Genomic DNA, 25,136 nt, shown 5'->3' on the forward strand with positions numbered 1-25,136 from the left:
AAAAAAATTGATAGGAGGGGAAAAAATGTTTAAAAAGTTAAGATTACTACTGTTTACAGTTTTATTTGTTTATTCTTTAAGCTTTTCTGTTAACCTTGAATTAAGTGCAGAAGGGATTTATCTACCAGAAACCTCACAAATAACCGACAGATTAGCAGTAAAACTTTTTCATTTATCGCCTAACTTTGATTTTATGGCAGAAATAGCTTTTTACAATGATGACAAATATACCTTTTATGAATCAGACTATTATTTCGATCATTATTTCTTGATAGAAAATAGTTATGTCACCTTCAGAAACTACGATGGTACTATAGAATTTGGCGGTGGAATAAAGGATTTGAAAGATGAAATTGATTCTCCTTACTCTTTATTTTTTTCATCAGAAAGAATATCTTCACCTTATTTAGAAGCAAGTTATAGCGGAGAAAATATGTTTTACACAACAAGATGGGTTCAATTAGTAAGTGAAAGCAACAAGTATTTTGAAACCGCAAAAAGTATGAATTATAAAACTTATGGTTTAAAATTCGGGGATTTCAGATTTGGATATCAAGATGCTCTTGTGTATGATAGAACCTTTGATTTTTACTATTTTTTAAATCCAATGCCAGCATATTTTTCTCAAGAAATAAGATCTTTTTCTAACACCATGCCTTGGGCAGAAAAAGATAAAAACGATAATACCCTAATGGGGTTTTTCTTTGATTTTGATAAGCCTACATATTATATTTACTCTCAAATATTAGTAGATGATTTAAACACAAATCGATTTTTCAATCCTGAAGGAACTCAAAATCCAGATAAAATAGCTCTATCTGGTGGCGTTAAACTCAAGACCAATGTAGGCAATTTAGGTCTTCATGGTGCACTTGCTACACAATACACTTTTCAACCAGGCGGTGGACCTTCATACACTGTGTATCCAGAAAATTTATATGACACCAAAGTAATAAATTATACAGAGAACTATATCGGATACAAATACGGTGAAAATGCAGCATCCGTGTTAATTGACTACGAATATAATTATAAAAATTGGTTCAATTTTTATACATCTTTCGAAACTGTTTTCTCTGGAGTTAAATCCCCAACACAAGACACACCTTCTGTTGAAGGCACATTCTTTTTAGACGATGACACTTTGGAAAAAAGGTTCATTTATACTATTGCCACAGATTTTTACTTTAAAAATTTTGAACTTAACGTATCAAGCGATATGGGTAAAATTCAAAATGCTATAATATACGATCCTGATCAAAATAAATTCATACCAAGCGATGAAGAAAAAAATATTTTTACAATAAATTTTGGTTTAGGAATTAAATTTTAATATAACTTTTAACAAAAAAAAATAAGTACTTGCTAATTTTCTGATATAATGTTTCGAGAATAATTATGATAAAATTCCTGCTTCTGAAAAATTAAATCAGAGGCTAAGACCATAGGAGGAGGTAAAAGTGAGTAAAAGGTATTATGAAACAATGTTTGTGGTAAAAACTGATCTTCCAGAAGAGGAGCGAAATAATGTCGCTCAAAAAGTAAAGAGTTGGATAGAAGAAAGAGTTGAAGGAGAAGTCGAAGAATTTACTAGATGGGGAGTGAGAAAATTAGCTTACAAAACCCCGAAAGGTAAGCATACAGAAGGAGACTATACTTATATTATATATAAAGCAGAACCGGATAAAGTTAATCTCTTAGACGAACTTTTTAAAATTAACCAAGAAATATTTAGATATCAAACTATTCGAAGAGAAGATTTAGAAAAAAAGTTGAGAAAAAGTCAAAAAGAAACAAAAATTAAATTTGAAGAGCCTGAAAAAGAAAGTGAAAATATCTAAGATTTTTGATAATTATTAACGAAAATAAAAGTATAGCAGGAAGTGAATTTTATGTCAATTTCTTATAACAAAGTAATTCTTGTAGGTAGATTAACCCGAGATCCGGAAATAAGATCTACGATGAACGGAAATAATGTTGCGAATTTTAGATTAGCAGTTGATAGGCAACTTTCTAACAATCAAAATCAAAATGCCACAGATTTTATAAACATTGTCGCATTTGGTAAACAAGCTGAGTTTGCGTCTAATTATCTAAAAAAAGGTAAACTCATTTTAGTCGAAGGATCCCTGCATATAAATCAATGGACCGATAGAGATAATATTAAAAGAGAGACTGCTGAAGTATGGGCTAACCGAATGAACTTCATGGAAACAAAAAAAGCAGAAGATACTCATCCATTTAACGATTCATATATATCAGTTGAAGAAGGAAATACTGCAAGTAATGTTGAAGATATAGATGACGAAAGTTTGGTGGATGATTTACCTGATTTTGATGAAAGTTTTGCTGATTTAGGTTTAGATAATTTAGAATCGGACCTTTCTTCAGATGAAAAACCATTTTAAAAATAGATGCTTTATAAAAGAAAATTTTCGAAAAGCGAGAGCTTGAATTTAAATGGGGCCAGGGCATAGCCTTTTTCCCTTTTCTGGCTACAAGTATCAAAAAGATTAAAGAAATTAAATGGGGACTTTAGAAAAAATAATTTTCAGAAAATGAGTTCTTGAATTTAAATGGGGCCAGGGCACAGCCCTCTTCCCTTTTCTGGCTACAAGTACCAAAAAGGTTAAAGAAATTAAGAATTAGTGAGTGTTATAAGCGGTGAGATATTTTGTAAAAAAATCAACGCTGAAACATCCCCATAATAAAAATTTTAACATTTCTAAAGTGAGTATAAAATAATTAATTAAAATGGAGGTGCTTTAAATAAATGGCTTATGTAAAAAGAGAAAGAAAAAGTGTAAAAAAATGTAAGTTATGTAGAGATAATGTAGAATATATAGATTACAAAGATATTAGAAAATTAAGAGAGTATATAAATGAAAAAGGTAAAATTATTCCAAAAAGAATAAACGGTAATTGCGCTAAACATCAAAGGATGGTTAGAAGAGCTATACAAAGAGCAAGAAAAATGATGCTTTTACCTTATGTAAACGATTAAATTTTTTCAGAAAATAGATAGAGGGGTTCCTCTATCTTTTTTTTGTTTGCAAATAAATATATAGAAAATATGGTAGAATTAATAGGAGGTGTTTGAAATGAAAGTAATACTTTTAGAAGATGTAGCAAAATTAGGAAAGAAGGGAGAAATAAAAGAAGTTTCAGACGGATACGCAAGAAATTATTTATTTCCTAAAAAATTAGCTGTAGAAGCAAAAAGCGGATACATAAAACAAATCGAATCAGTTAAAAAAAATGAAGAAAAAAAGAAAGAAGCGATAAAAAATAAAAGTGAAGAACTCTTAGAAAAACTTAAAAAAGTAAAGATAGACATAAAGGTTAAAGCTGGTGAAAAAGGAAAGTTATTTGGTGCTGTCACTTCACAAGATGTCGCAAAAAGAATAGAGGAATTAATCGGAGAAAATTTTGATAAAACCTGGTTCGAAGAAAAAGTCAACATTAAAGAAGTTGGTTCTTACAAAATAAAAGTTAAGTTACCACAAGGTGTAAAAGGAGAAATAAAAGTTGAATTAATTCCAGAAAATAATTTAAATTAGGGGTTGTCTTTCTTGGAGTTTATTATTAAATCAAAAGCTCTTTACACAACATGGGTTTTTTATAAACCAAATCGAATTCTTTTTGATACAGGGGAAGGAATAAGTGACGAATTAGGAAATAAAATTTATGGAATAGAAAAGATATTTTTCACACATGCTCATGTTGATCATATAGCCGGACTATGGGGAATTATTAATACAAGGAACAATGCTATGGGAAGCAGAGACAAGAAATTAGAAATTTATTTTCCAAAGGGTTCTACAAATATAATTGAATATATTAATTTTATAAACAAAATGAACAAGAGATTGAGATATGAAGTAGATTACATAGAATTAAATTTGTCAGATAAAATAGATATAAATAGCAAAAGATTTATAAAACCATTTAAAACAAGGCATTCGCCTGGTGAAATATCTTATGGTTATCAAATATTAGAAAAAAGAAGAAGGTTAAAGAAAGAATATAGAGACCTTCCGCAAGAAAAGATTAAAAACTTGATAGTAAACGAAAAAGTAGATATTTTGGAAGATTTTTGCGCTAATATCTTGACCATAAGCGGTGATTCTTTACCAATACCCCCAGAATTTGCAAAAGATTGCGATACCTTAATACATGAGTGTACCTTTTTTGATGAGTCTGATAGAAAAATAAGGAATCATACCTCTCTTAGAGAATTACAAAGATTGATAAAAGAAACTAATCCAAAAAGATTGATAATTTATCATGTCTCAAGCAGATACAACAGCAAAATAAATGAAGTAAAGTTACTTTTAACCCGTGAGTTTCCAAAAACGGAAATTGAAATTATACATCCTGATAAGGTAATGAAAATATAAAAAATCGAGGTGAAATCAATGGGACAGTGGGGTATATGGGTTATATTTGCTATAATTTTTGCCTCAGCTGAAGCTATCCTTCCTTCTTTCTTTTTTCTATGGTTTGCTATTGGTGCCGGGGTCGCTGCTATCACTTCCTTATTCATAGCTTCTCTTGTTATAAATATGACTATTTTCCTTGTCGTATCTTTTTTGCTTTGGATTTCAACGAGAAAAATAATCAAAAACTTATATAAAAAAGCTGCCGATTATAGGCCGTATCAAGATCAAATCGTAGGGATGAAAGGTAAAGTTTATAAAATAGATGAAGAAGGAAGAATCATAATCAAAATTAAAGGCGATGAGTGGAGAGCCTATCCTGATGAATCAGAAGCTGATCAAGAATTTAAAATTAATGATGAAGTCATAGTGACTAAAAAAACTGCAAATTTTGTTTACATAAAGAAGATTAAAACTCCACAAGGATCTTCTGAAGAAACGAAGATTTAACTTTTAATACAAATTTCCTCACCAGAGAGGTGGATGCAATAAGTATTTGAACTTATAGCGTTTAAAATACACCGTCTGCGACAAAGAGCATCGTAAGTAACGAAAAAGTTAAAAAAATAAACAGGTACTTTAGAAATGATAATTTTCAGAAAATAAGGTTTTGAATTTAAAATGGGTCCAGGGCGGAGCTCTCCCCCTCTTTCGCTACAAGTACCGAAAAGGTTAAAAGAATTAAGAAATAGTAAGGATTAGAACTGAGGAGCTATTTTTGAAAAAATTTAAATTTGAGACATATATAAAATGTAGTTTTTTAATTTTTAAAGTGGGTAATCAAATCTAACAAAGGAGGGATTTAATATGTTAATTGTATTGATTATTATTGTTATATTTTTGATTTTTCTTGCTTCTATAAGTTTAAAAGTTGTAAGGCCTTATGAAAAAGGATTAGTTGAACGATTAGGGAAGTTTCAACGTGAGGTAAGTTCGGGACTTAATTTTATAATGCCTTTTATTGAGAGAATAACAAAGGTCGATTTAAGAGAAATGGTTATAGATGTTCCTCCGCAAGAAGTTATAACTAGAGACAACGTTATAGTTACAGTGGACGCTGTCATTTACTACGAAGTTACAGATGCTTACAGAGTTGTTTATAATGTAGGTGATTTTACATCAGCTGCTGTTAAATTAGCTCAAACAAATTTAAGAAACGTTATAGGAGAATTAGAACTTGATCAAACGCTAACTTCTCGTGAAAGAATAAACACAAAACTGAGAGAGGTACTCGATGAAGCTACCGATAAATGGGGGGTTAGAATAACAAGAGTCGAAATAAAAAAGATAGATCCTCCACAAGATATAATGGATGCTATGAGCAAACAAATGAAAGCAGAAAGAATGAAAAGAGCTGTTATATTAGAAGCTGAAGGATACAAACAATCCCAAATTACCAAAGCAGAAGGAGACAGAAACGCAGCTATTTTAAAAGCTGAAGGTGAGGCTGAAGCTGTTAAAAAAATTGCAGACGCTCAAAAATATAAACTAAGTACGGAAGCTGAAGGAGAGGCACAAGCAATATTAAAAGTTTTTGATTCAATCCATAAAGGTAATCCTACTAAGGATTTAATTACTGTCAGATACTTAGAGGCATTAAAAGATATTTCTAACGGAAAAGCAACTAAAATATTTATGCCATACGAAATTTCTGGTATTTTAAGTTCAGTTGCATCTATGGCTGAGATTTCAAGAGATAATATACCCGAGGATAATATACCCCGAGAGTGATTAATAATTTAAACAAATAGCGAGATGTTGGATATTTATGATTTTCTTAGAGTCTTTATTTATAAATACTATAGCTTTTATAATTGCTTTTTTAATAATAAAGTTAATTATAAATCATAATAAAAAATTGTTTTTATTTATTGATTATTTCAATATTTATGGAACAATGTCTTTTTTAGTTTCTCTTTTTTATTTGAAGATTTCTAACAAATCATATATTGTCATAGAAGTTTTATTAATAATTGTATTATCGTTTTTTTATTTGAGATCGTTTGATTCGGCTAACAACAAGTTTAAAGATAGATTTAAAATTATCGTCTTATCTTTTGGACACTCAAAAAAGACATTTTTTAGGGAATTTTTATCAAAAAAATTGATAATAAGAGGCATAGAATCATATTTGTTCGGCGTTGGAATTTATTATCTATTAATTATATTTTTTTCATTAGCTCAGAATTCAATACAGTTAAAATATATAATAATACCCACTATTTTATTCTTTTTTGCTGCAATACTTAAATCATCTAAAATTAATAAAACATATAGTATCTTAAAATAAATTACATATAAATTTGTTAATATACCATATAAGGGTATATTTGAAGGGTTAATATCAAGGAACAATATTTGATTGAAATTAAATAGTGGAATTTTTCAAAAATAAGGTTTTGAACTTAAAACGGGTTCAGGGCGGAGCCCTCCCTCTCTCGCTATAAGTAACAAAAAAGTTAAAAGAATCAAATGGGAACTTTAGAAACGATAATTTTTCTGAAAATAAGGTTTTAAACTTAAAACGGGTCCAGTGTACAGTCCCTCTTTATTTCGCTACAAGTACCAAAAGGTTGAAAAAATTAAATGTGGACTTTAGAAACGATAATTTTTCTTAAAATACGCTTTTGAACTTAAAACGGGTTCAGGGTACAGTCCCTCTCTATTTCACTACAAGTACCAAAAGGTTGAAAAAATTAAATGTGGACTTTAGAAATGATAATTTTTAGAAAATAAGGTTTTGAACTTAAAATGGGTTCAGGGCGAAGCCCTCTCCTCCTTCCTTCGGTATGAGTACCAAAAAAAAGTAAAGAAATTAAGAATTAGTAAGGATTAGAAGCGGGGAAGTATTTTGCAAAAAAGTTAAACATCGAAATTTTTATAAAATGTGAAGTTTAAAATTTTTAAAGTGAGTAAATAATTGATATATAGGAGGTTTTTAGGTAATGGAAAAATTAATAGACAGTAAAACCGGAAATAAAGTAAAAGAAATTTTGGAAGAAGTACGAGACTCTGTACAATTAGTGTTGATAAGAAATGAGAGTGATTATTCGGAAATAACTCAACAGCTTTTAACAGAATTAAAAGAATTGAACGATAAAATCCAAGTACAAACATATAGTGTAACTTCTGATGAGTATCCATACGAAATTGAGAAAAATCTTTTGCCTGCAATAATAATATTAGATAGCGAAGGTAATGATTTAGGAGTAAGATTTTACGGAATTCCTTCAGGACACGAATTTTCTACTTTATTAGAGGATATAATAGCTGTAGCTAACATGAAAATCGATGCTTTTAACGAAGAAAATATGAAGAAGCTTTATACAATCGATAAAAAAATGAGAATCAGAGTTTTTGTAACTCCTACATGTCCTTACTGTCCTAAAGCCGTTTATGCTGCCCATCAAGCAGCTTTAATAAATCCTAATATAATTGGAGAAATGATAGAAGCGAACGAATTTGACCAACTTTCGTTTGAATATGGAGTAAGTTCGGTTCCTCATACAGTTATAGAAATAAATGAAAATGGAAAATGGATAAAAAAGAATGAATTCGTAGGAGCTTATCCAGAACAAGCATTTGTTGAAGAAATTTTAAGGGCTGCCGAATAAACAACATATAAAAAACATAAAGAGGGATCAATTTCCCTCTTTTTTATCGAATTTTTGTTTACAAGGAGGAACTCACATGTTTTTCAATGTTGAAAATGTAGGCAAAAAATTTCAACTTAAAGAGGAATACGAAGTTGTTATAGTAGGTGGAGGTCCAGCTGGAATAGCTGCTTCTATCTATGCCTTACAAGGAGGAGCTTCAGCTTTAGTTGTAGAAAAAGCTGTTGAAGGTGGACAAATGAATATAACCGATATAATTGAAAATTATCCTGGATTTAAATCGATAAGAGGTGAAGAACTCTCTACGTTAATGAAAGAACATGCTTCCCATTTTGGAGTTGAATTCTATCCTGCACAAGTTAATTCGATAGAATTCAAAGATAATTTAAAATTGACTAAATTAGATAATGGGGAATTAGTTAAAAGTAAAGTCGTAATAATAGCAAGTGGCTCAAAACCCAAAAAATTAGAAGTAAAAGGAGAAAAAGAATTTTCATCTAAAGGAGTTTCTTACTGCGCAAGTTGCGATGGACATTTTTTTAAAGATAAAAAGATAGCGGTAGTTGGAGGAGGGAATACAGCCGTTGAAGAAGCTGTGTACCTTTCTAATATTGCAAAAGAAGTTTATATTATTCATAGAAGAGATGAATTAAGAGCCGATAAGTTGTATCAAGAAAGAGCATTTAATAAACCAAATATAAAGTTTAAATGGAATTCAGTGGTTGAAGAGATAAAAGGAAAAGAAAAAGTAGAAAGTTTGAAAATTAAAGATTTAAAAACCGGAGAAATTTATGAAGAAAAATTTGATGGGATATTTATTTTTATCGGTTTGTTACCCGAAACTAGTTTTTTAGATATAACAAAATTTGAAACTGATGAATATGGATTTATAGTTACAGATGAAAATATGGAAACAAAAATCGAAGGAGTATATGCTATAGGTGACGTGAGACATAAAAATGTCAGACAAATAGTAACTGCAGTTTCTGATGGAGCAATAGCAGCTTCCCATGCTGTTAGAGAACGTATAGATCAGTCACAAAGTAAACTAAAAATTTAAATTTATTATCTTGACAAATAAAAATTAAGATTGTATAATATATTAGACCTTAACTCAGTTAGGGAATTTCTTTTCTCTTTCTTGGTTAAAGGAATTTTATAGGAGGTTTTAGAGATATGTCAAGAGGATTAGACCCTGAAAAAAAAGAGCAAGTTATTGAAGAATTTAAGATAAGCGATAAAGATACTGGTTCTATTGAAGTTCAGGTTGCTTTACTAACTGCGCGAATAAAACATTTAACAGAACATTTAAAAAATCACCCTAAAGATTATCACACTAGACGAGGCTTGATGACGATGGTCGGAAAAAGGAGAAAGATGTTAAAATATTTAAGGAAAAATAAACCTTTAGTTTATCAAGAAATAATAAATAAATTAGGTATAAGGGGATAATTTTAATAAAAAATAAAAAGCGGGGCTAACAGCTCCGTTTTATTTTTATAAGGACTTTAGAAAAGATAATTTTCTAAAAGTAGAATTTTGAATTTAAAACAGGTCCAGGGCAGAACCCTCTCCCTTCTTCAGTATAAAGTAGAGAGTACATTAAAAAATATCATCGCCTTTACAAATAAAGTTTTTAAAAAAAGTTTTTGAATTTTAAAAGGGTCCAGGGCGGAGCCCCCCTCCTTTTCTCAGCATAAAGTACAGAGTACATTAAAAAACATCGTTGACTTTAGAAATAAAGTTTTTAAAAAAAGCTTTTGAATTTTAAACGGGTCCAGGGCAGAGCCTTCTCCCTTTTCAGTATAAAGTAGAGAGTACATTAAAAAACATCGTTGACTTTACAAATAAAGTTTTTAAAAAAAGTTTTTGAATTTTAAAAGGGTCCAGGGCGGAGCCCCCCTCTTTCGCTACACGTAGCGAAAAAGTTAAAAAATTAGGAATCAATGAGAGTTAGAACTGAAGAAGTATTTTGTAAAAAAATCAATTCTAAAACATATATATAATAAGGATTTTAGAATTTCTAAATTGAGTATTATCTTTAGTTATGGAGGTGAAAGAATGAAAATTTGGGAAAAAGAGATTTTTGGTCGAAAGTTACGTATCGAACATGGGAAGGTTGCCAAACAATCCTTAGGTTCGATAATGCTAACTTTCAATGATTCAACGATATTAGTAACTTCTGATGCATCCGAAGAGCCGATAAAAGGTACAGATTTTTTTCCTTTGACGGTTGAATTTCAGGAAAAATTTTATGCGGTGGGTAAAATTCCAGGAGGATTCATTAAAAGAGAAGGAAAACCAAGTGATGAAGCAATACTTGCAGCCAGGCTTATAGATAGACCTATAAGACCTTTATTTCCAGAAAATTTCTACAATGAAGTACAGATAATAGTAACAGTTTTTTCTATGCTAAATGATGACAGCATAGAAACATGGGGAATTACTGGTGCATCATTGGCATTAAACCTTTCTCCTATTCCGTTCAATGGTTTAGTTGCAGGTGTTAGAATAGGGTATGTTGATGGGCAATTCATAGTTTTTCCAAATCAACAAGAGCTTAAAAAGTCAAAAATGGACATGGTTGTAGCTGGTACAAAAGATGCTATAACAATGGTTGAAGGTGAATCTTTAGAGGTTACAGAAGAAGAAATGGTAGAAGCATTGATGTTTGCTCATGAAAAGATCAAAGAAATAATTAGTTTCGAAGAAGAAATTATTTCAGAAATTAATGTTGAAAAATGGGAAGTGAAACAACTAGAGGTTCCTAATGAGTTTATAAACGATTATCTTTCTCTGTTGAATGAAGAAGAGTTAAAAAATGTTTTACTTACAACAGGTAAGAAAAATAGAGACAAAGCTTTATCTCAATATAAAGATAAAATAAAAAAAGAATTTGAAGAAAAGTTTTTAGAAAAATGGAGCGAAGCTTTTTATCTTGAAAAAAGTTATTTTTTGAGTAAAGCTTTCGAAGATAAAGTTCAAGAATTAATGCGAAAGATGATAATTGATGAAAATCGACGAGTTGATGGAAGAACTATAGATGATATAAGGGATATATCTTGTGAAGTTGGTTTGATTCCACGGGTACATGGATCTGCTCTTTTTACAAGAGGAGAAACACAATCCCTTGCTGTAGTAACTTTAGGAGCACCAATGGATGTCCAATTGGTGGATACAATATTTAGTGATGAAGAAAAACGATTTATGCTTCATTATAACTTTCCTCCCTTTTCAACTGGCGAAGTCAAAAGATTGAGAGGCGTTAGTCGAAGAGAAATAGGGCACGGCCATTTGGCAGAAAGAGCTCATAAAAATTTGATACCAAGTGATGAAGAATTTCCTTATACTATAAGAGTAGTATCTGAAATCTTAGAATCAAACGGTTCTTCCTCAATGGCAAGTGTTTGTTCAGCTTCTTTAGCTTTGATGGATGCAGGTATTCCCATTAAAAAACACGTTGCAGGAATTGCAATGGGATTAGTTTTCGAAGAAGATAACTTTGTTGTTTTAACAGACATATTAGGAATGGAAGATCACCTTGGAGATATGGACTTTAAAGTTGCGGGAACAAGAGACGGCATTACAGCCTTTCAAATGGATGTAAAAACAAGCAAAGTAAACAAAGAAGTTCTTCAAACAGCGTTAGAAAAAGCTAAGATCGCGAGAAACAAAATATTAGATAAAATGTACGAAACGATGCAAGAACCTAAAAAAGAGTTATCACCTTATGTCCCGATAATTAAAGTTACCAACATACCCATTTCAAAGATAGGTGAAGTTATCGGACCTGGCGGAAGAACGATAAAAGAAATCAGTGAAATATATGGAGTTGAAATATTTATAGAAAAGGACGGAAAGATTAAAGTTACAGGAAATGATAAAAATAAAGTAAACGAAGCAATAAAGCATATACAAGATATGACTGCTGAAGTTGAAAAAGGTAAGATATTTGAGGGAACCGTTAAAAGAATTGAAAAATATGGAATATTTGTAGAAGTGCTTCCGGGTAAGGTTGGAATGCTTCATGTTTCTAATCTACAAGATAAATTAGATGCTTTTAAAATAGGAGATAAAGTAAAAGTAGAAGTATTAAGCTTAGAAGATCAAGGGAAATTTCAATTGAAACAACTAAAAGAAGAATAAATCAAACGTGCGGGTTTTAACCGCATGTTTATATTAATTATACAGCGATTATCGTATAATTAATATAGGCAAAATACCCTAAAAAATTGAAAAACTTCCCCCTTTCCTGGTTACAAGCATCGAAAAGTTTAAAAAAATAAGAATTAGTGAAGATTAGTTAGGGACTTTAGAAATTAAGATTTTCCAGAAAATAAGCATTTGAATTTATAGATGGTCCATGACGTAGCCCTCCCCTACCTAACCACAAGTACCGAAAAACTAAAGAAATTAAATGTAAACTTTAGAAATGAAGCGTTTTTGAAAGTAAGGTTTTGAATTTAAAATGGGTCCAGGGCGGAGCCCTCCCCCTCTTTTTCGTTACATGTAGCGAAAAAGTTAAAAAAATTAGAAATTAATGTGGATTAGAACTGAGGAGGTATTTTGTAAAAAAATCAACACTAAAACATATATATAATAATGATCTTAGAATTTTTAAAGCAAGTATAAAAAACAAAAATGGAGGTATAATCTTTGTATAAATACAAAAAATTAGATAACGGATTAAATGTTATTTTAGTATCCAGAGAATCTATGATGAGTGCCGCTGTTCTTTTTTGTGTCAAAGCTGGTTCATCTAAAGAAAGTTCAAACGATGCTGGAATATTTCATTTGATAGAACATTTAGTTTTTAGAGGCACTAAAAAAAGAGATGCGCATCAAATTAAAAATCCCATAGAAGAAGTAGGTGGAACCTTAAATGCTTTTACTTCTAAAAATTTTACGGTGTTTTATACAAAAGTTCCAGCCATAAAAGTAACAGAAAGTATTGAGATTTTGTCTGAAATAGTTTTTGAACCACTATTTAAAACCGAAGATATTATTAAAGAAAAAAATATTGTTTCGGAAGAAATTTCTTCATATGAAGATGATCCAATTAACAATGTTTTTGAAAATTTGTATAAGAATATTTACGATGAAGGTTTTGCAAGACCCGTTTTAGGTTTTAAAGAAACTGTTTCAAACTTAAATTATGATGTTATTGATTATTATTATAAAACATTTTATATTCCTGAAAACGTTGATGTTATAATAGTAGGTAAGTTTGTTGAGGATGATGTTCTAAATCAGCTTAATAAAATAAACCCAACCAATGATTCTCGATTAAAAATCGATATAAGTAGTCCAATTATTAAAAATGAAAATGTGGTTATTAAAAAAGCAAAAAAAGATCTTTCAAGTAGTTATGTAGTTAGAGCATTTAAAGCATCGGGTAAGATAACTCAAGGTTATTATAATACGCTTATTTTAAATACTTTTTTGGGAAGTGGCATGAGCTCTTTATTATTTTCAAAGCTAAGAGATGAAGAAGGATTAGTGTATGAAGTTGCATCCGACTATGAAGCTTATCCAAAAGAAGGTCTTCTACTATTTTTTGCAGCTACTTCTGAAGAGAAACTCTCTATATTGATAAAAAAATTTCAAGAAATTTTTTCTATTATCAAAGATTATAAAAAAATGGAAAAATGGTTTAATTATGGTAAAAATAGATTGATTGGAAAATTAACTTTAGAATTAGAAAATAATCTCTCGATGGCATTAAATATTTTAGATTTATACGAAAATTATGGTAAAATCATAACGATAGAAGAATTTATAGAGAAATTAGAAAAAGTAAAAATGGAAGATGTCATTGAAACAACAGAAAATATACTACTAAGTCCCGAATTTATCTCGATACTTTCTCCTCAAAGATAATTTTTTAAAGGTGGGATGATATTAATGAAAAGAGTGCCTTTTTATGAATTAAAAGCGGGACAGGTTGTGGCTGAAAATGTTTATAAGGGTTCTACATTATTAATTTCAAAAGGGACTGTACTTAAAGTTAGAGATATCGAGAGATTAAAAAATTACGGTATTAGAATCGTAATGGTGTACGATGAGAATGATTTCATCGAAAAGAAAATTGAAGAAAAAATTACCATCCAATTTGATGATATCCCTCCTGTTGTTGAAGAAGAAAAATATACTCAGTGGCATCAACAGTTTGAATTTGTTAAAAATATTACCCATTTGAAGGAAGACACTACTGAACTCGATAACTTGTCAGAAGATATTTATAAACGATTTTTAAAGAAGGAAGATGTTGTTCTCAATCTTTTTCATTCTATTGGAGACGAATCGTTAAATGCACATTCTATAAACACAGCCATTATTTCGACTATAATAGCATCAAAAATGAATATGCCGGATGTTTTTTTCAATCCCCTTTTGAAAGCTTCTTTGTTGCATGATATAGGTTACAGTTTACTAGGTAAAAGAGTTATATTTGATTATTTAGATTTACAAGATGTAACTGTCAGATCTCACATAGTTTCTGCATATGAAGCCTTAAAAAATATCGAAAAAAACATAAGCAAAGAGATTGTAGATGCCGTTTCTACTCATCATGAAAGGTTTGATGGTAACGGAATATTTATGCGTTTAAAGGAAAATTCTATAAGTCCCGTTGTAAGAGTCCTTCAAATAGGGGATGCCTATGATTCGTATATAGAAAGTGGACATTCTTCCTACGAAGCTATGAGTTTTCTTTTGAGATATTCCGGATTAATTTTTGACCCTTATTATGTTAGTTTATTTTTTTCAATTGTGGGATTATATCCTACAGGAACCATCGTATTATTAAATAATGGTAAAAAGGCTGTTGTTTTAAAAAAGGGTAAAACTTCCACTTTTCCAATAGTTCAAATCGATGGAGAAATTGTAGAAACTGGCATTGAAACAGGTTTATACATTAAAGAAGTTTTAAAAGAAGGAGAATGAAAGTTGAGTCCCAAGATTTCAGAAAGTTTAGAAAATTATTTAAGAGCCATATACACATTACAGATCGATGGAAAAATTCCAAGAATTAAAGACATTTCAAAAATTTTGTCTGTAAAAGATGCATCTGCTGTTGAAGCCGTTAAAAAATTAGAAAAGATAGGTTATGTAAAACATGAAAGGTACGGTTATGTTAATCTAACAGAAAAAGGCTTGCTTATGGCAGAAAGGGTCTATAGAAAATATATAATATTAAATGATTTTTTTGTAAATGTTCTAGGACTTTCCAAAGAACAAGCTTATAACTTGTCATGTGGAATGGAGCATCATATTACTGATAACATATATGTTTCATTAGATGGTTTGATACTCTTTTTAAAAAGAAACCCTATAGAATTTAACAAAGCAAAGGAATTTATTTCAAAATATCGAAAAAAAATGCCACATGATTTTAAAACAACTTTGTATGATCTACCTCTTGATAAACCTTCAGAAATATTAGATATTTCTGAAGAAAATGAAATGAAAAAGGCTTTAATAAGCAAAGGTATATATCCAGGACTAACTGTAGAAATTAAAAAAAAGGAAGAAAAGAGTTTTGAAATTTTTGCAAACGATAAAATTATAAACCTTTCAGAAGAAGAAGCCAAACATATTATTGTTGCATAGTAGTAAAAATTTTTCAATAAATATGGTAATTACCATAAATAAGGGTGGATCACAGTTGTAAAAACGACCAATTTGGGCGTTTTCACGTGGGAGGTATTCTTAAAAAAGTTTAAAATTAAAAGTTCAACAAAGCTTAAGTTTTAGAATTTCTAAAGACAGTATATAAGATAATTTGTGGAGGAGTTGCCATGTCTACTAAAATCGAAAAAGCTACCCAATATATAAAAGAACATACAGAAATAAAACCTGTTATAGGGTTAATATTAGGATCAGGATTGGGATACATCGCTGATAAAGTAGAAAATTCCAAAATAATAAAATACAAAGATATCCCTTTTTTCCCTCAATCTACAGTTGTTGGGCATGAAGGAAGTCTTGTTTTAGGAACCATTGAAGGAGTTCCTGTCATGGTATTGAAAGGTAGATTCCATGCTTATGAGGGTACAGAACTAAAAAAAATAGTTTTTCCTATATATGTAATGAAAGCTTTAGGAGTTAAAGGCATTATTATTACAAATGCCGCAGGGGGAATAAACAGAACTTTTACTCCTGGAGATATAGTCGCTAACACTGATTTTATCAATTTTACTTTTAAAAACCCATTGATAGGTCCTAACTTAGACAAGATAGGTCCAAGATTTCCTTCGATGGAAGAACCCATAGACAAAAAATGGTTAAAATTAGTAATAGATGAGTCAAAATCAGAAGGAATAGAAATCAAAGAAGGTATATACTTATGGACTCTCGGCCCTTCCTACGAAACGCCGGCAGAAATAAAATTATTTGAAAAACTTAATGCAGATTTGGTAGGCATGTCAACCATGCCGGAAATAATGGCTGCAAAACACGCAGATCTTAAAACACTTTCTTTTTCTGCAGTAACAAATATGGCTGCGGGAATATTGTCAGAACCTCTGAAACATGAAGATGTTTTAAAAGTAACTGAAAAAATCAAAATTAAATTTGAAAAAGTTGTATACAATGCTATTAAATTATTTTGAAGTACAAATACTATAGAAATGAAAAATTTTTAAAAATAAGTGCTTGAATTTAAATAGATTTAGTACAAAGATTAGATAAGGAGACGATTATTAATTGCAAGAAAAAGAAAAAATCATTGAAGAAATCCTTAAAAGCAATAATATATTGATAGTTGGCCACATATTACCGGATGGAGACGATGTTAGCTCTGTAGTAAGTATGAAATCAGGATTAGAGAAATTAAATAAAAAATGTACAGCAGTAATAGACGATGATATACCTGAATATCTATTACAATTTCCATTAGTTAAAAAAGAAATTAAAGATTTTTCTTCGATCGAAAATGACCTTAATAAGTTTGACCTTATGATTGTATTAGATGCTTCTTCTACTGATAGGATTGGAAAAATTGAAAAGTATTTAGAATTCTTCAAAGTAGTTTTAATCGATCATCATGCTACCAATACCCATTTTGCAGATATTAATTGGGTAGATTTTAAAATGAGTTCTACAGCACAAATGGTTTATAGAATTTTGAATGATTTAAATGTTGATTACGATGAAGAATTAGCTACGATGAATTTACTTGGAATAGCAACAGATACAGGTTTTTTTAGATATCAAAACACAGGAACGCAGGTTTTTAAAGATGCCGCTGCGCTTACAGAGAAAGGAGCTAATATTAGTTATATTGCTAATTTAATATTAGATAGTACGCCTATAGAACATCTTTATTTACTCAAAGACATTATTTCAAACCTTCAGTTATTATTAAATGGACAGATAGCTTATACTACCATAACCCTTGATATGCTTTCTGCTTACGGCATTATACCAAAGGATGCTCCTTCTTTTGTTGAAAAGTTACGTTCTATAAGAAATGTGGAAGTAGCCATTGTATTTCAAGAATATGAGCGAGGATTATACCATGTTTCTTTGAGATCCAAAGAATGGGCGGACGTTTCAAAAATTGCTGTTCATTTTGGTGGAGGTGGACACCCAAGAGCCGCAGGATTTTCGCTTAAAACAGATAAAATTAAGTCATCTATTCAAGAAGTCCTTGATTTTATAACGAAATTCATGAAAAATGAAGAAAATTCTAAAATCTTATAAAACATATAACATATAAGTGTAGTAGTTCCCAAGAAAGGATAATTTTCTAAAAATAAGGTTTTGAATTTAAAGTAGGTTTAGGGTGACAATAAAATAAAATCTTTAAAGGAGGTTAGGTGCGTTATTATCGCACATTGCTAATATGAGAAAAAAGCTTACTTTTTCTGTTATTGTTTTAATTTTTCTTTCAATATCCATCTTTTCACAAAACATTTTGAACTTTGTTCCAAAAGATTCTAAAGGTGTATTTTATTTTAGCAATTTAGCAGACACATACGGCGATTTGAAAACTGTTCCTACGATAAAATCTTTACTTTTAGAACCTTTCAACGGTGAATTACTTGTCAGCGTTTTAATTCAAATGTATTTTAACACTGTCAAAATTGATTATAATAGTTTTTTATCCGAATTTCAAAATGATTTAGTTGTATTTATTCAAGAACCTAAAGAAGATGATTATTCTTTTGGTTTTGTTATTGGACCTGTAAAAGATCCTCAAAGCCTTTCAACTAATTTAAATAATATCTTAAATAATTTTACTAACAATTCCTCATTTAATTTTATCCCGATTTATGAGAATGTTGAAAATTCAAAATATTTGATAATGGTTCAAAACACAGAATTATATTCATCTTCACAAAAAGGAATTGAAAATTTTGAAGAAAATTTATCTAAAAATAATGGATTACTCTATAAGTTAAACACTTCTGATTATCAAGGTGAAGGATATTTTTACGTTGATGAAGGGTTATTGATCGGAGGAGGTTCTGGAAGCGTAGATCCTACTTCTATTGACAAAAGTTTTATTAATACGCCAGATAAGTATAATTATGTCTCTCCTATATTTTTAACATCCGGTTTTATACCTAAGGATGTATCCTTTATATCTGACATTATAAACAATTTTGTTGATTATGAAATAATAGAAAATTTACTATCACTATCCAGTGGAGTAGAATTTAGTGGAAATTTTTTAAATACATCAGAAGGAATTTATTTAAAATTAAAAACAGAAGCAAAAATAGACGAAGTTATTCCCATTTTGCAAGGGCAATCAATTAAATATAAGAAGATTGATTCAAATAATTTAGAATTTTATATTGAAAAGCAGATTACTAATCAACAAAATAGGAAAGAAACTGTAAAACAAACTTATTATATTTGGAAAGCAAATGAGTTTATGCTATTATCTAATAAAAAAGAAAATGATCTTCAAAAATTTTTATCTACTCAACCTAAACTTTCTGATGATCCATTATTTAAAGGATTAAGTGAAAAAATTGGAATAGGAAATGTTTCTTATATCTTTGTAGATATAGCTCCCATTTTCAAACAATATGTTCCAAATATAAGAGGAGAATATGGTCTACTAATAAATATTAGTTCAGATGAAGAAGGCAAATTAACAACTAAATTTATTGTTAAATGAATAAGTATAAAAAATACTTCGTCATAATTGCTAAAATAGAAAGGGCATGCATATGCATGCCCTTTTACTGGTGCCGAGGGCGGGAGTTGAACCCGCACGAGGTTCTCCACCCCAACGGATTTTGAGTCCGCCGCGTCTGCCAATTCCGCCACCTCGGCATCCCGAATAATTATACTATAATTATATTTAATTGTCAATAAAATAGAGAGTTTAAAAATAAAGGTTTTTTAAAAATAATCTTTTGAATTTAAAATGGGTTCAGGGCAAAGCCCTCCTCCCTCTTTCGGTAAAAATACCGAAAAGTTAAAAAAATTAAATGGGAACTTTAGTAAAGGAGCATTTCTAAAAATAAGCTTTTGAATTTAAAACTGGTCCAGGGCAGAGCCCTCTCCCTTGCTTGGCTACAAGTGCCAAAAAGTTAAAAGAATTAAATGGCAACTTTAGTAAAGGAGCATTTCAGAAACTAAGCTTTTGAATTTTAAACGGGTTCAGGGCAGAGCCCTCCTCCCCCTTGCTTGGCTACAAGTGCCAAAAAGTTAAAAAAATTAAATGGCAACTTTAGTAAAGGAGCATTTCAGAAACTAAGCTTTTGAATTTAAAACGGGTCCAGGGCGAAGCCTTCTCCCCCTTCGCTACAAGTACCGAAAAGTTAAAAGAATTAAATGGGAACTTTAGAAACGATAATTTTCAGAAACTAAGCTTTTGAATTTAAAACGGGTCCAGGGCGAAGCCCTCACCACATCGTTCGCAGTTTCACTGCAAAATAATCTTTTGAATTTAAAACTGGTTCAGGGCGAAGCCCTCCTCCCCCTTTCAGTATACGTATCAATTACATTAATTAAAACCGAAGTAAATAAAAAACAACTTTTTTTAGGAGGTAATTTTTAATGAAAAAATTAGCTATTATTGGATTTGGGGCCTCAGCAATAGGATTTTTAAAAGGTTTTATAGAAGATAGAAAAAACGAAAAATTTATCGTTGATGTTTATGAAAAAGGCGAAAATATCGAAACTTCCGGTTTTGGAGGCTTAAAATACGATGGAAAATTGTTTATATCAAAAGAAATGGGTGGAGATTTAGAAATTCCTCTCAATATACAAAAAAAAGTTGTAGAATATTATCTGATAAAATCTGGTTATGCCGAAAAAAAGAATAATGGGACACTCATTTTGTCCGAAAAGTTGGAAAGAGGTAACTCTTTTGAAAACGAGCAATTATATAGAAAGTTTTATGATGCAGGATTTGAACCAATTATCTCTCATTTTTTTCACTTAGGAACGGATATACTAACAGAAACTGTTAAAAACATTTATAAAGAATTTTTAGAAACAAAAAATATAAATTTTAAATTTGGAGAAGAAGTTACAAAAGTTTTACCTTCAGAGAAACAAGTTATAGTTATCAGCAATAAATCAGAAGAAAGTTATGATAACGTAATAATAGCAGTTGGAAGGCGAGGACATAAATTAGTTAACAATCTGGTAAAAGATCATCCAGAATTAGTATTATCAAATGACAAGGTTGATCTTGGAATAAGATATGAATTACCAAACCATGTAGTAGAAGACCTAAATAAAGAGATGTATGAATTTAAAATAAGGTTGAAAACTAAAACAGGATACATCGTTAGGACTTTCTGTAACAATCCTTCGGGTGAAGTAACTTTGGAAAAATACGATGATTTTGTAACTGTTAATGGACATGCCAACTCTGATAAGAAGACACACAATACAAATTTTGCTATATTAGTTACACATTCATTTACTCAACCCTTCAATGATCCTATAGGTTATGGATCATACATTTCAAAACTTTCCAATATACTTGCTGGAGGAGATAAAGTAATTCTTCAATGCTATGAAGATTTTAAAAATTCTAAAAGGACCAAAAAATTGGGAAGAGTAGAACCTACACTAAACCCAAATTTCTATATATTAGGAGATCTTAACTTAGCTTTACCAAGAAGAACTATAGAATCCATAATTGACTTTTTAGAGAGATTGGAAAAAGTAATACAAGGAATCACATATCCTGATAACCTTCTGTATGGAGCTGAAGTAAAATTTTATGCTAACAAAATAAATAACGAACATTTTGGAAATATTAAAATAGTCGGAGATTGTAGTGGCTGGACAAGGTCTATTACTTATGCAACTGGCCACGGATATATAGTTTCCAAAAATATAGAATAAATTAATTAACAGAATATAGTTAAGCACATTATATAGAAACTTTAAAAATAAAGGTTTTCTAAAAAGATCTTTTGAATTTAAACGGGTCCAGGGCACAGCCCTCCATCTCTCTCGCTACAAGTACCGAAAAGTTGAAAGAATTAAATGGGAACTTTAGAAATGAAAATTTTGAGAAAATAAGCTTTTGAATTTAAACGGGTCAAGGGCAGAGCCCTCTCCCCCTTCGCTACAAGTACCGAAAACGTTAAAAGGATTAAATTGAAACTTTAAAAATGAAGGTTTTCTAAAAAAAGATCTTTTGAATTTAAAACGGGTTCAGGGCAGAGCCCTCTCCCCCTTCGCTACAAGTACCGAAAAGTTGAAAGAATTAAATTGAAACGTTAGAAATAAAACTTTTCAGAAACTAATCTTTTGAATTTAAAGTGGGTTCAGGGCACAGCCCTCCTCCATCTTTCGGTAAAATACCGAAAAAGTTAAAAGAATTAAATGGGAACTTTAGAAATGAAAATTTTGAGAAAATAAGCTTTTGAATTTAAACGGGTCAAGGGCAGAGCCCTCTTCCCCTCTCTCGCTACAAGTACCGAAAAAGTTAAAAGAATTAAATTGAAACGTTAGAAATGAGAGATTTTTAAAACTAAGCTTTTGAATTTAAAACGGGTTTAGGGCGGAGCCCTCTCTCACTTGCTTTGCTACAAGTACCGAAAAAGTTAAAAGAATTAAATGGGAACTTTAGAAATGAAAATTTTTAGAATATAAGCTTTTGAATTTAAAACGGGTTCAGGGCGGAGCCCTCCCTATCTCTCGCTACAAGTACCGAAAAAGGTAAAGAAATTAGGAATAAGTAAGGATTAGAAGTGAGAAGGCATTTTATAAAAAGTTAAACGTTAAAATATTTATAAAATATAAAATTTTAGAATTTCTAAAGACAGCAAATAATCTTTTAAATGGGAGGCTTTTATATGGAAGAAAAAATTGTACAAAGTTTAAAGAAAATGCTTTCTATTCCAAAAATAGAAGATAGACGTAATGTATTGTGTATTCTTCCTCATCCAGATGATGGAGAAATAGGTGCAGGAGGAACTATTGCAAAATTAAAATCATTAGGTTCAAAGGTTACTTATCTCATGGTTACAGAAGGCGGGGCAGGAATTAAGGGAAAAAGTCGTGAAGAAACAGTTAAGATAAGAAAGAAGGAACAAGAAGACGCTGCAGAATTATTGGGCGTTGATCAAATTATTTGGCTAAACTATCCTGATGGTGGAAGATACGACATAAACGATGTAAGAAACGATTTAAAGAAAAATATCGAAAATATTAAACCTGATTTAATTTTAACAGTAGATCCTTTTTTACCTTATGAAACTCATCAAGATCACAAAATCTGTGGATTAGCTGCTGCACAAGCTTCATCTAATAGTTTAGATTCTAACGCTTTAATTGCTTTTTTCTTTACCGCTTATCCTAATCAGTATGTTTCAGTGGATGATTATTGGGAGAAAAAAATTGAGGCTATTAAAATTCACAAGAGTCAAATCACCGAAGAATTTCTTTTGATTATTCAACAATATTTTGGATTAAAAGCGAATGTATATGGAGAAAAAATAGGATGCAAATATGCTGAAAATTTTAAAGTTTTATTTCCGATGATGTTGCATTGTTTTGAAGAAGCTATGTGGATATAATTATAATTTATTATCTCCAGAACGGTTTTGATAATTAAACCACCGTTAAATTAAGTGTAATTCTTCTTTTAGAGGAGTGGATTCGCTGAAGGTGAAGATAGAGTATGTTATATCCTTGGCTACATCTATCTAAAAAGTTAATGAAATTCATAAAAATCTAAGTTTTAAAACTTCTAAAATGGGCAAAAAGAATTCATAGGAGGGATAAAATGAGTACAATAAATAGCATTTCTTATCGTAAAACTCATCCATTCCCATATGCCTTAGGAATGTTAGGCATTACAATTCCAGGACAGATGATAGGTGCATATTTAGTGTTTTTTTATAACGATGTTTTAGGTGTACCATTAACAATGATATCGTTAGTTACACTTTTTGCTACTATTTGGGATGCTATAAATGACCCTCTTTTTGGATATTTTTCCGATCGTACCCGTACTAAAATAGGTAGACGTAAACCTTGGATGTTAATATGTGTTCCATTATATTGTATATTTTATATTTTTTTATTTTCACCTCCTTCGTCAGTTCAAAAAGGTTATTTATTAGTTGTTTATTTTGCTATTTTTTCTATGTTTACCGAAACATTAACCACTATTGCTTCGGTTAATTATCATTCACTATTTCCGGAACTTTTTATAGATAATAAAATAAGGACAAGGTCAAATGCTTTAAGACAAGCTTTTCAACTCGTTGGGTTAATTGTGGGAGTAACATTAGCTCCTATCTTAATTGAAAGATATGGATATACCATAACAGCTACTTTCATGATACTAATAGGTATGCTTTTTTATCTAATTGCAGTTTTTAGTATTCACGAAAGGCCTGAATATATAGAAAGTGAAGTCCCAACTTTAAAAGAATCTTTAAAGGCCATAATGAAAAATAAGAATTTCTGGGCAGTAAGTTTAACAAACTTTTTTTATCAAGCTTCACTTGCGCTACTATTGTTAAGTATTCCTTATTTCATTAAATATACCTTAGCTTTAAGCGAAGCTAATGCGGCTTATTTAACAGGTGCTGTATTTATAACAGCTATTCCAGCTATGTACTTGTGGGTTAAAGTAATAGATAGGTTCGGGGCTATGACAGCGTGGCGTGCTTCTTTGTTATTTTTGGGAATATCAGTTATACCAATCTTTTTTGTTAAAACTTTAATTTCCTCTATGATTGCAGGTGCTTTTATAGGCATTGGGATTGCAGGAGTTACTGCTAATATTGATTTGATATATGCAAAAGTGATAGATGAAGATGCAAAAGTTTCAAACCTTAGACGCGAAGGAATCTATTTTAGCGGTTTTCAGTTTATTATACATTTTTCAGGATTAGCAAAAAGTTTAGTATTATTGTTAGTTACATTAATATTTGGTTTTGTTGATGGAAATAATCCAGGTGAACATCCTGATTTAGCAGCACGTTTTATGATTTCAGTTTTTCCTGCTTTACTGATGGCAGTTTCTTTTATCATTTCTTTTTTCGTAAGGTTTAAAGAAGAAAAACAAACTCAATAACAAACTACCTTTGCCTATGCTGTCATTTTAGTGACATATAATTATGATTTAATACCTTAGGTTGACAAATACAGATTCATATGTTATAATAAAACTCAGAGAAGTTTCAATTGGGACGTAGCCAAGCGGCAAGGCGACGGACTTTGACTCCGTTATGCGTAGGTTCGAATCCTACCGTCCCAGCCAAAATAATATAAGAGGCAGATAAAATGAACTTATCTGCCTCTTATATTTTTGTATGTATTGTCTCTAATTTATACCCAACAATCTTTCAATTTTATTTTTATCAAACCCAATTACGTACTGGTTACCTATTTGAATAACAGGCACTCCCATTTGATGAGTTTTTCTTACAAGTTCTTCCGCTGCTTTTTGATCTTTTGATACGTCTATTTCTTTAAAATCAATTCCCAATTCTCTAAAATATGATTTTGCTTTTTTGCACCAGGGACATGATGGTGTTGTGTAAATTTGAATTTTTGGATGTTGCATTTTTTCACCTCCATAATAATTAATTTTTACTCAATTTAAAAATTGTATAATTTACATTTTCTTTAAAGTGAT

General features: G+C 30.5%; 23 protein-coding genes and 2 tRNA genes. 23 read left to right on the forward strand and 2 right to left on the reverse strand.

The genetic code is table 11. From position 1 onward, the window contains the following. The first annotated feature begins 25 nt into the window (after positions 1 to 25). From X924_RS04895 to X924_RS04985, 19 genes are all read left to right on the forward strand, one after another. Positions 26 to 1,333 (forward strand): hypothetical protein, encoded by a 1,308-nt coding sequence (locus X924_RS04895; protein WP_121957826.1) that lies wholly within the window; start codon positions 26 to 28, stop codon positions 1,331 to 1,333. Positions 1,334 to 1,460: 127 nt separating this feature from the next. Next, positions 1,461 to 1,841, forward strand: coding sequence for a 30S ribosomal protein S6 (gene rpsF / locus X924_RS04900; protein WP_121957827.1), 381 nt, complete (start codon positions 1,461 to 1,463; stop codon positions 1,839 to 1,841). 51 nt (positions 1,842 to 1,892) lie between these two features. Next, positions 1,893 to 2,408, forward strand: coding sequence for a single-stranded DNA-binding protein (locus X924_RS04905; protein WP_121957828.1), 516 nt, complete (start codon positions 1,893 to 1,895; stop codon positions 2,406 to 2,408). A gap of 365 nt (positions 2,409 to 2,773) precedes the next feature. Beyond that, a complete protein-coding gene (gene rpsR, locus X924_RS04910; RefSeq protein ID WP_121957829.1) occupies positions 2,774 to 3,004 on the forward strand; it encodes a 30S ribosomal protein S18 in 231 nt (76 codons plus the stop codon). A gap of 97 nt (positions 3,005 to 3,101) precedes the next feature. Continuing rightward, positions 3,102 to 3,560, forward strand: coding sequence for a 50S ribosomal protein L9 (rplI, locus tag X924_RS04915; RefSeq protein WP_121957830.1), 459 nt, complete (start codon positions 3,102 to 3,104; stop codon positions 3,558 to 3,560). 12 nt (positions 3,561 to 3,572) lie between these two features. Beyond that, positions 3,573 to 4,400: an MBL fold metallo-hydrolase gene (locus tag X924_RS04920; protein ID WP_121957831.1), complete on the forward strand. Its 828-nt coding sequence runs from the start codon at positions 3,573 to 3,575 to the stop codon at positions 4,398 to 4,400. Between the two features lie 18 nt (positions 4,401 to 4,418). Continuing rightward, the gene (locus X924_RS04925; protein WP_121957832.1) at positions 4,419 to 4,889 is read left to right on the forward strand and encodes an NfeD family protein; all 471 of its coding nucleotides are present in this window, start codon (positions 4,419 to 4,421) and stop codon (positions 4,887 to 4,889) included. Between the two features lie 357 nt (positions 4,890 to 5,246). Then, on the forward strand, positions 5,247 to 6,170 hold the full coding sequence (locus X924_RS04930) for an SPFH domain-containing protein (RefSeq protein ID WP_121957833.1): 924 nt from the start codon (positions 5,247 to 5,249) through the stop codon (positions 6,168 to 6,170). Positions 6,171 to 6,207: 37 nt separating this feature from the next. Beyond that, positions 6,208 to 6,729 carry a hypothetical protein gene (locus X924_RS04935; protein ID WP_121957834.1) on the forward strand — a complete coding sequence of 174 codons (522 nt, stop codon included), beginning with the start codon at positions 6,208 to 6,210 and terminating at the stop codon, positions 6,727 to 6,729. Positions 6,730 to 7,384: 655 nt separating this feature from the next. Next, on the forward strand, positions 7,385 to 8,053 hold the full coding sequence (locus X924_RS04940) for a thioredoxin family protein (RefSeq protein WP_121957835.1): 669 nt from the start codon (positions 7,385 to 7,387) through the stop codon (positions 8,051 to 8,053). Between the two features lie 76 nt (positions 8,054 to 8,129). Next, on the forward strand, positions 8,130 to 9,113 hold the full coding sequence (gene trxB / locus X924_RS04945; protein ID WP_121957836.1) for a thioredoxin-disulfide reductase: 984 nt from the start codon (positions 8,130 to 8,132) through the stop codon (positions 9,111 to 9,113). A gap of 116 nt (positions 9,114 to 9,229) precedes the next feature. After that, positions 9,230 to 9,505 (forward strand): 30S ribosomal protein S15, encoded by a 276-nt coding sequence (rpsO, locus tag X924_RS04950; protein ID WP_121957837.1) that lies wholly within the window; start codon positions 9,230 to 9,232, stop codon positions 9,503 to 9,505. Positions 9,506 to 10,114: 609 nt separating this feature from the next. After that, entirely contained in the window at positions 10,115 to 12,199 is a 2,085-nt protein-coding gene (locus X924_RS04955) for a polyribonucleotide nucleotidyltransferase (RefSeq protein ID WP_121957838.1), read from the forward strand. 510 nt (positions 12,200 to 12,709) lie between these two features. Beyond that, positions 12,710 to 13,933, forward strand: a complete 1,224-nt coding sequence (locus tag X924_RS04960) for a pitrilysin family protein (protein ID WP_121957839.1) — start codon at positions 12,710 to 12,712, stop codon at positions 13,931 to 13,933. Positions 13,934 to 13,957: 24 nt separating this feature from the next. After that, complete coding sequence (locus X924_RS04965) at positions 13,958 to 14,998, forward strand: HD-GYP domain-containing protein (RefSeq protein ID WP_158245321.1); 1,041 nt, start codon at positions 13,958 to 13,960, stop codon at positions 14,996 to 14,998. Between the two features lie 3 nt (positions 14,999 to 15,001). Then, positions 15,002 to 15,664: a metal-dependent transcriptional regulator gene (locus X924_RS04970; RefSeq protein ID WP_121957841.1), complete on the forward strand. Its 663-nt coding sequence runs from the start codon at positions 15,002 to 15,004 to the stop codon at positions 15,662 to 15,664. Positions 15,665 to 15,852: 188 nt separating this feature from the next. After that, entirely contained in the window at positions 15,853 to 16,665 is an 813-nt protein-coding gene (locus tag X924_RS04975; RefSeq protein WP_121957842.1) for a purine-nucleoside phosphorylase, read from the forward strand. A 94-nt stretch (positions 16,666 to 16,759) separates the two neighbouring features. Next, positions 16,760 to 17,758 (forward strand): bifunctional oligoribonuclease/PAP phosphatase NrnA, encoded by a 999-nt coding sequence (locus tag X924_RS04980; protein ID WP_121957843.1) that lies wholly within the window; start codon positions 16,760 to 16,762, stop codon positions 17,756 to 17,758. Positions 17,759 to 17,900: 142 nt separating this feature from the next. Then, positions 17,901 to 19,187 carry a hypothetical protein gene (locus X924_RS04985; RefSeq protein ID WP_121957844.1) on the forward strand — a complete coding sequence of 429 codons (1,287 nt, stop codon included), beginning with the start codon at positions 17,901 to 17,903 and terminating at the stop codon, positions 19,185 to 19,187. Positions 19,188 to 19,255: 68 nt separating this feature from the next. Here X924_RS04985 and X924_RS04990 read toward each other — a convergent pair. Then, positions 19,256 to 19,345: transfer RNA gene (locus tag X924_RS04990), tRNA-Leu, on the reverse strand. Positions 19,346 to 20,074: 729 nt separating this feature from the next. Here X924_RS04990 and X924_RS04995 point away from each other — a divergent pair. The 4 genes from X924_RS04995 (at position 20,075) to X924_RS05010 (ending at position 24,758) form a co-directional block, all read left to right on the forward strand. After that, positions 20,075 to 21,379: an NAD(P)/FAD-dependent oxidoreductase gene (locus X924_RS04995; RefSeq protein WP_121957845.1), complete on the forward strand. Its 1,305-nt coding sequence runs from the start codon at positions 20,075 to 20,077 to the stop codon at positions 21,377 to 21,379. 959 nt (positions 21,380 to 22,338) lie between these two features. Beyond that, the gene (locus tag X924_RS05000) at positions 22,339 to 23,061 is read left to right on the forward strand and encodes a PIG-L deacetylase family protein (protein ID WP_158245322.1); all 723 of its coding nucleotides are present in this window, start codon (positions 22,339 to 22,341) and stop codon (positions 23,059 to 23,061) included. Positions 23,062 to 23,270: 209 nt separating this feature from the next. Continuing rightward, positions 23,271 to 24,572, forward strand: a complete 1,302-nt coding sequence (locus X924_RS05005) for an MFS transporter (protein WP_121957847.1) — start codon at positions 23,271 to 23,273, stop codon at positions 24,570 to 24,572. Positions 24,573 to 24,683: 111 nt separating this feature from the next. Next, positions 24,684 to 24,758: transfer RNA gene (locus X924_RS05010), tRNA-Gln, on the forward strand. Between the two features lie 63 nt (positions 24,759 to 24,821). Here the strand turns inward: X924_RS05010 and X924_RS05015 are convergent. Further along, on the reverse strand, positions 24,822 to 25,064 hold the full coding sequence (locus X924_RS05015; protein WP_121957848.1) for a glutaredoxin family protein: 243 nt from the start codon (positions 25,062 to 25,064) through the stop codon (positions 24,822 to 24,824). Positions 25,065 to 25,136 lie beyond the last annotated feature (72 nt).

Source organism: Petrotoga sp. 9PWA.NaAc.5.4, assembly GCF_002895485.1.
GTDB lineage: Bacteria > Thermotogota > Thermotogae > Petrotogales > Petrotogaceae > AZRK01.

Coding starts and splice junctions, on each gene's coding strand:
- X924_RS05005 (WP_121957847.1), top strand. CDS start 23,271: ATGAGTACAATAAATAGCATTTCTTATCGTAAAACTCATCCATTCCCA.
- rplI (WP_121957830.1), top strand. CDS start 3,102: ATGAAAGTAATACTTTTAGAAGATGTAGCAAAATTAGGAAAGAAGGGA.
- rpsR (WP_121957829.1), top strand. CDS start 2,774: ATGGCTTATGTAAAAAGAGAAAGAAAAAGTGTAAAAAAATGTAAGTTA.
- X924_RS04995 (WP_121957845.1), top strand. CDS start 20,075: ATGAAAAAATTAGCTATTATTGGATTTGGGGCCTCAGCAATAGGATTT.
- trxB (WP_121957836.1), top strand. CDS start 8,130: ATGTTTTTCAATGTTGAAAATGTAGGCAAAAAATTTCAACTTAAAGAG.
- X924_RS04930 (WP_121957833.1), top strand. CDS start 5,247: ATGTTAATTGTATTGATTATTATTGTTATATTTTTGATTTTTCTTGCT.
- rpsO (WP_121957837.1), top strand. CDS start 9,230: ATGTCAAGAGGATTAGACCCTGAAAAAAAAGAGCAAGTTATTGAAGAA.
- X924_RS05000 (WP_158245322.1), top strand. CDS start 22,339: ATGGAAGAAAAAATTGTACAAAGTTTAAAGAAAATGCTTTCTATTCCA.
- X924_RS04985 (WP_121957844.1), top strand. CDS start 17,901: ATGAGAAAAAAGCTTACTTTTTCTGTTATTGTTTTAATTTTTCTTTCA.
- X924_RS04965 (WP_158245321.1), top strand. CDS start 13,958: ATGAAAAGAGTGCCTTTTTATGAATTAAAAGCGGGACAGGTTGTGGCT.
- X924_RS04925 (WP_121957832.1), top strand. CDS start 4,419: ATGGGACAGTGGGGTATATGGGTTATATTTGCTATAATTTTTGCCTCA.
- X924_RS04935 (WP_121957834.1), top strand. CDS start 6,208: ATGATTTTCTTAGAGTCTTTATTTATAAATACTATAGCTTTTATAATT.
- X924_RS04955 (WP_121957838.1), top strand. CDS start 10,115: ATGAAAATTTGGGAAAAAGAGATTTTTGGTCGAAAGTTACGTATCGAA.
- X924_RS05015 (WP_121957848.1), bottom strand. CDS start 25,064: ATGCAACATCCAAAAATTCAAATTTACACAACACCATCATGTCCCTGG.
- X924_RS04975 (WP_121957842.1), top strand. CDS start 15,853: ATGTCTACTAAAATCGAAAAAGCTACCCAATATATAAAAGAACATACA.
- X924_RS04940 (WP_121957835.1), top strand. CDS start 7,385: ATGGAAAAATTAATAGACAGTAAAACCGGAAATAAAGTAAAAGAAATT.
- X924_RS04905 (WP_121957828.1), top strand. CDS start 1,893: ATGTCAATTTCTTATAACAAAGTAATTCTTGTAGGTAGATTAACCCGA.
- X924_RS04895 (WP_121957826.1), top strand. CDS start 26: ATGTTTAAAAAGTTAAGATTACTACTGTTTACAGTTTTATTTGTTTAT.